The 5,290-nt window shown below is 66.6% G+C and carries 2 protein-coding genes and 1 pseudogene; all 3 read right to left on the minus strand.

Translation table 11 applies throughout. The features are described 5' to 3' along the window. Window positions 1-449 precede the first annotated feature (449 nt). On the minus strand, window positions 450-1,025 hold the full coding sequence (locus QSJ40_RS12475; RefSeq protein ID WP_285731316.1) for a hypothetical protein: 576 nt from the start codon (window positions 1,023-1,025) through the stop codon (window positions 450-452). A 491-nt stretch (window positions 1,026-1,516) separates the two neighbouring features. Then, window positions 1,517-3,991 (minus strand): ATP-dependent DNA helicase, encoded by a 2,475-nt coding sequence (locus QSJ40_RS12480; protein ID WP_239358782.1) that lies wholly within the window; start codon window positions 3,989-3,991, stop codon window positions 1,517-1,519. Window positions 3,992-4,084: 93 nt separating this feature from the next. Next, a pseudogene (gene mobF / locus QSJ40_RS12485) lies at window positions 4,085-5,125 on the minus strand (MobF family relaxase); the annotation flags it as partial. Window positions 5,126-5,290 lie beyond the last annotated feature (165 nt).

Consider the following 5,290-nt stretch of genomic DNA (forward strand, 5'->3'; position numbering starts at 1 on the left):
GTCCGCCCTCGGTGGCTTGGCGGTCGAAGACCATCCGCACGGCGCGTTCGCGGAACTCGGGGGTGAACTTCTTGGGCATGATCCGATTCTCCTTCAGGAAGCTCGGAACCAAACCCAGGGCGCTTCACTCACGCACACCGGCTCTAGTCAACAACGTCATGCCCTCCTACACCTAGTAATTAGTTGAACTAGTGATTTCGAGGCTTGTTGCCTTGCAGTGGTTCAGTTTGTGGTGCTCAGATGAGGATGCTGTTGGTGATATTTGGAGCGTCAGTGCCGCTGCTGGGTGTAGCAGTTGCCGATGGCTCGGCTGTCGCCGACGGAGTTTCGCGTGCCGAGGTGGGTTCGGGCGTTGGGCTCGGTGCTGCGGTCGGTGTGTTGGTGTCGGTTTTCGGGGTGTCCATGTCTGTCCTTCCGTTGGGGTGTTCGGGTGCATATGACGGATGGGGTTACAGGAGTAGAGGACCGCGTTGTATGGTTTCCAGCTTGCCGTCGATCGTTACCCGACGCAGTGAATGTATTGTCAGGGATTGCGAGCAGGCGGTGTAGCTGATGGTGGCCTGGAAATAGGGCTGGCCTGTGGCGATCTTTACGGCGTTCGTTGCGGAGTATGTGAAGGCGCCAGAGTACCGCATGGTGTACGCGGTGAGGTTCGCGATCTGCGGCACTGCGGTGTCCACGACTGGGCGGGACCAGTTGCTGTTCGTGTTCATCTCTTGCCAGGCGAGGGTTCCCAAAGCGGTCGGGAAGTACAGCGTGATGCTCGGTGACGTGATGGTCGTGGAGCTGGTGGCGCCTTCGACCCACAGCCCGCGGTCGGGGTAGCTCCCGCGGCCGTCGATCGTCAGCAGACTGCCAGGGGCGGTAGTGCTGCAGGACTTCCGTACCGTCACGACCCCCTGCAGACCTGGCCGGGGTGATGCAGCCACGGCAGGAGCAGGAGTCGTGAGGGCAATGACGGGCGCGGACCAGGCTGCCGCGGTCAGCGCAGTTCTGCGGGGCATCTGGGGGGCGGAGTGGGTCACGGAGGCTCCTCGAGCTGCGGGGCCGTGGCTCTGTCATCAGAGCCTCGGTAAGTACATGCTGAAGAATGCACCAACTGTCACGCCTGGCGCAACAAACGTGACAGGTCTCACAAGAGCACGGCCGTGGCGCGGGTAGGGGGGTGATCATCCGCGCGGGTTTAGGGCGCAATCTCTGGGTTGCGGGGCCGTCGTGTGGCCGGTGAATCGAGGAAGTGGAGGGTCGGCCGGTCAAGGGAGGCGCCGACCGACCCTGCCGGTGACATGGAAGAACATGTCACCGACTACTCTATGCGTATGCATGTGGTAGTGTTCCGCGGTGCCCAAGGCAGTCTTGGGGGACTCCAGATGGATCGATCTGGGGTAAGACCTTGGGCCGCAGGGGGTTCCTGGCTGAGGGGCCAGGAACCCCCTGATCTTATCCTGTGTGTTAGCTGTGTCTAGACATGGTGGGCAGGTGTCCCAAATGGGACACCTGCCCGAGGTGGTGCTGGTCAGAGGTGGGCTCCTTCCGGGCCGGTGGTCGTGTCGATGACTTCGGGGCTCTCGGGGTGGACGTGACGCTGGTCGTCGGGGAACGGCGTCGGCTCCGGTGTGGTGGTCTGGTCTGGCTGGGTCGCGGAGTCGTGGAAGTTCTGCCATGCCTCGGCTGCTCGACGGTCCTGGGGAGGGGTGTCGGGCAGGACGGTGTCGGGGTCGTCCCAGTCACAGGCCTGGCGGGCGATCAGGGCGGCGTCGATGCGCTGTGTCGGTTCGGTGGCCAGGGAGGAGCGCCAGGGCTCGTTGTGGGTCTGGGCTCGCAGGACGGTGAGGCGATCGGAGATCTTGTCCAGGACCTGACGCACGGTGTGTGTCTCGGCGTCGTTGTCGGAGGTGGGGACCGCCAGGCCGCCGTGGCGGGTGGAGCGGGGCTGGAGGTCTGCGGCCTTGACTGCGGCCAGGGCCTCGCGGGGTGTCTCCGGGGCTGGTTCTTCGGGGACGCGGTGGCCGCGGGCGATCTCGTTGATGATCGCGTGCCAGTGCTCGCTATTGGCCCAGGAGGTGACTGTCTCCGGGCCGTGGGAGCGTTCGACCCATTCCACGGCCTGACGGGTGGCGATCGCCTGTCCCGCGTACCGGAGCTCGTCGGTCAGACGGGGCAGATCGGCGTCCCAACCGTGGGCATGATCGCGGACTTCGTGGGCTGTCATGTCGGTGTCGGAGCGGTCCAGGACGCGCACGAGCTGATCACGGACGGTCTTGGGTGTGATCTCCCGGATCATCTTCCAGGGGTCCGGGGTGTCGGTCTGAGTGTCTTGACCGTCGCTGTCTGGGATGGGCAGGACCGCGGTGTTGGAGTAGCGGCCGCGGGTCATGCCGACGTAGAAGGTCTCTCGCGACGTCGTCGAGGGATCGACGGCGGTGATGGCTCGATCGACGGTCGCGCCTTGGGAGCGGTGAGCGGTGCAGGCGTAGCCGAGCTGCGTGGTGGCGAGGACCTCGGGCGACAGATGGACGGCGGCACCGTTGTCGCGGGCGGCTTCCAGCGCCCCGTCAGCATGGACGCGGGTCACAGTCAGCAGGTCGCCGTTCTTGATGAACTCTCCGTGGTCGTCGAGCACCGCACGCTCGTTGCGGCGGGTGAGGATGCGGTCACCGACTCCGGCGACGGTACCGGCTGACAGCTCGGCGGTATGGGTGCCGTCGACTTCGCCTTCGGAGCGCAGGAGCGCTTGGGCTTGTGCGTTGAGGCGGTCGACGGAGTCCTTGGTGGAGGCGATGAGCAGGGCCGAGCCCTGTGTGCGAGCTTCGGCCCACTGCTGGAAGGCCGTGGTCTCGACGTCGTCGGGGTCGGCGACTCCGGTGATGCGGTCGTGTTCGATCAGGGTGTCGATGGCGTGGTGCTGGCCTTCGCGCAGTGCAAGGGAGTTGGAGGCCTCCCAGTCGTTCTTGAAGCGCCACACGCTGCTGAGGGTGGCGGCGGTGACGTCGGGTCGGTCCTGGTGGCGTTCGATCCATCCGAGGGTTCCGCCGGCTTCGATTGCGCTGAGCTGTGCGGGGTCTCCGACGGCAACGATCTTCGCTCCGGCGTGCTGTGCCTGGTCGCGGAGCTGATCGAGGGCTTGGGTGCCGGCCATGGAGGCTTCGTCGACGATGACGAGCTGGTTCGGGCGCATGGTGTAGCGGTCTTGGGTGGTCTCCAGTTGGGTGATGGTGGCGTTGAGGCGGCGCATCGTTCTCTGCTGCGCGGCCGAGGGTGAGTCGTCCAGGTGGGCGAGAAGGAGGGTCATCTCGTCTCGGGCCTTGTCGAGCTGCTCTTGGCGATGTTGGGCGCCGGGGCCGGCGGATTCCCAGAGCCACTTCGTGACGTTGTCGGTGGGGATGTCGATCTCCTTGCTGAGCACGGAGGCGGCGACGGCTGAGGGGGCGAGCCCGACGATCGAGCCTGTGCCGTGCTGGTCTTCCCAGACTTGGCGCAGTGCGGACAGCGACGTGGTCTTGCCGGTGCCGGCTGGGCCGATGAGGGCGCTGACCGATTGAGGAGCTGTGGCGATGCTCAATGCGGCTCGGCGCTGATCATCTGCGAGGGAGTGCCCGTCGCCGACGGTGATGCTGTCCAGGACGGCCTCGGCCCGGGTGGTGTCGGAGATGACGGGGCCTTGGTTGTTGGTGGCGGCGTCGATGAGCCGGGCTTCGGCATCGAGCTGTTCGGGGGTCGCGTAGGCCGCGGTGTCGTTGAAGGCGTGGTCCGTTCCAGAGGACAGGCCTGGGTGGTGCTGATCGGGGGACTGGTAGCGGTGCGGGGTGAGCCGGACCGTGGAGTCCAGGGCGAGGTCCGTGACGGTATCTAGGAGCTGGTCTCGATCTTCGGGGGTGTGGCACCGCACGGCGGCGAGGCCCCTGGAGATCTCGGCGTGAACGTTGGCGCGGGTGAAGGTCGCACGCTGGGCGGACACGGTCGTGATCGCGCGCTGGGCGATCTGGGTCATCGTGTCGGGCTGGATGGTCTCAGCGGTCGTGATGCTCGGCTGCTGGGCGATCGTGCGGGAGACGATTGCGGCCGGGTTGAAGCCGAGGTCCGAGGCGCGGTCGCGCCACTGGGCGCTCTTGCGTTCAAGGCTGCGGTGGTCGTCGTGGTCCTTGGCCTCGCGGGTGGCGAGGGTGGCCTGACGACGGATGTCCAGGAGATCACCCTCCGATGGTCGGGCACCGTGCTCTTCAGTCCAAGCAGCGATGAGTCGGTCGGCTTCGGCCTCGATCGCCCGCGCTCTGGTGGAGAACTCGTTGATGAGTTCGTCCGGGACGCCTGCCAGTTCGATGCGCGCGTTGCGGTCGGTGAGCTGGAGACCGTCGGCGCTGGTCGTGATCTCGCCGCGGATCTCGGCTTGGGCGCCGATGGTGCGGGCGAGCTCGTCGAAGAGAAGACCGTTGAATCGCTCGGAGGCGGCGACGACGTTCTTGTGCAGGTTGACGGAGTCGAGGGTGGTCCAGGCTCCGTCGGAGGCGCGCTGGATGCGGTTGGCGACGACGCCATGGGTATGCAGCTGCGGGTCGCCGGCACGGGAGTCCCCGTGGTCGAAAGCGGTGGCGACGAGTCCGCGGGTGGCGACTTTGGCGACGCCGGCATGTCCGGCTCGGGTCTAGATGACCCGGTCGTCCAGCCACGACAGGCTCTGATCGACGGCTGCGCGGTGGGCAGCATGGATCGCGGCCTTGGTCGGTTCATCGGCCATGGCCCACAGCACCGAGACGGACTTCGGCACGGAGAACGTGAGGTCGAATCCGGAGACAGGCTGCCGGTCGGACTTCGCGGGCTTGCCGGCGGCGGTCTTGGCTCCCTCGGGGGCCTGCTGGGCGGTGATCGGGGCGCGCCCCAGGGGCTCGCCAGTCGTGGGGTGTGCCGAGTCCTGGAGGAGTCGGCGCGCGGCCTGGGCAGTGACGCGCGTGCCGGGATCGATGCCGAGCCCGGCGGTGCCGGCACCGAGCCATCTGCCGGGCGGGGCACCGGCAGAGGTGTAGTAGCGGGTGAGGTCGCGGGTGCCGGTGCCGGCTACCGCGGCGTCGCCGATCGCGACCTGCTCCAGGTAGTACTCGACGGACATCTTGGAGATGGAGACGGTCATCGGTTCCTTCTACGGGGAGCGGTTGCCGGTCGGGGTGTGTGAATCGCCCCGGGTTTGTTAGAGGCTCGCAAGTGCCGCGTCGGCGGGTGCCGGTGCGGGGTGGTTGTGATGGTAGGTGTCCTCGAGCTCGACGGGCGGGATCATGCCGATCTCGCCGTGAAGTCG

The organism is Kocuria sp. NBRC 114282, from assembly GCF_030268385.1.
Lineage (GTDB): Bacteria > Actinomycetota > Actinomycetes > Actinomycetales > Micrococcaceae > Kocuria > Kocuria palustris.

Excerpts from the sequence above, each read along its gene's own strand:
- QSJ40_RS12480 (WP_239358782.1), bottom strand. The coding sequence starts at position 3,991 with ATGACCCAGATCGCCCAGCGCGCGATCACGACCGTGTCCGCCCAGCGT.